Annotated in this window: 1 protein-coding gene; it reads left to right on the forward strand. The window is 51.1% G+C overall.

What is annotated here, in order from left to right; translation table 11 throughout:
• Positions 1-1,072: elongation factor Tu (tuf, locus tag G5S52_RS23415; RefSeq protein WP_165018883.1), on the forward strand; the 1,072-nt coding region annotated here is incomplete at both ends.

Below are 1,072 nucleotides of genomic sequence, written 5' to 3' on the forward strand. Positions count from 1 at the left end.
TGTCTAAAGAAAAATTTGAACGTACGAAACCGCACGTTAACGTTGGTACTATCGGCCACGTTGACCACGGTAAAACCACTCTGACTGCAGCAATCTGTACTGTACTGTCTAAAACTTACGGCGGTGCAGCGCGTGACTTCGCATCAATCGATAACGCGCCAGAAGAGCGCGAGCGTGGTATCACCATCTCTACTTCACACGTAGAGTACGATACTCCAACTCGCCACTACGCACACGTAGACTGCCCAGGACACGCTGACTATGTTAAAAACATGATCACCGGTGCTGCGCAAATGGACGGTGGTATCCTGGTTGTTGCGGCAACTGACGGTCCAATGCCACAAACTCGTGAGCACATCCTGCTGGGTCGCCAGGTTGGTATTCCATACATCCTTGTATTCATGAACAAGTGTGACATGGTTGACGACGAAGAGCTGCTTGAGCTGGTTGAGATGGAAGTTCGTGAACTGCTGTCTGAGTACGACTTCCCAGGCGACGACTGCCCAGTAATTCAAGGTTCTGCACTGGGTGCACTGAACGGCGAAGCTGAGTGGGAAGCGAAAATCGTTGAGCTGGCAGAAGCACTGGATTCATACATCCCAGAGCCAGAGCGTGCGATCGACAAGCCATTCATCCTGCCAATCGAAGACGTATTCTCAATCCAAGGCCGTGGCACTGTTGTAACGGGTCGTGTTGAGCAAGGTATCGTTCGCGTAGGTGACGAAGTAGCAATCGTTGGTATCAAAGAGACTACCACTACTACTTGTACTGGCGTTGAAATGTTCCGTAAGCTTCTGGACGAAGGCCGTGCAGGTGAGAACGTCGGTGTTCTGCTGCGTGGTACTAAGCGTGACGAAGTTGAGCGTGGTCAAGTACTGGCGAAGCCTGGTTCTATCACTCCACACACGACTTTCGAATCAGAAGTATACGTTCTGTCTAAAGACGAAGGCGGCCGTCATACTCCGTTCTTCAAAGGCTACCGTCCACAGTTCTACTTCCGTACTACTGACGTGACCGGTACTATCGAACTGCCAGAAGGCGTTGAGATGGTAATGCCAGGCGACAACATCCA

The sequence above is a fragment of the Grimontia sedimenti genome (assembly GCF_011045095.1).
Classification (GTDB): Bacteria; Pseudomonadota; Gammaproteobacteria; order Enterobacterales; family Vibrionaceae; genus Enterovibrio; species Enterovibrio sedimenti.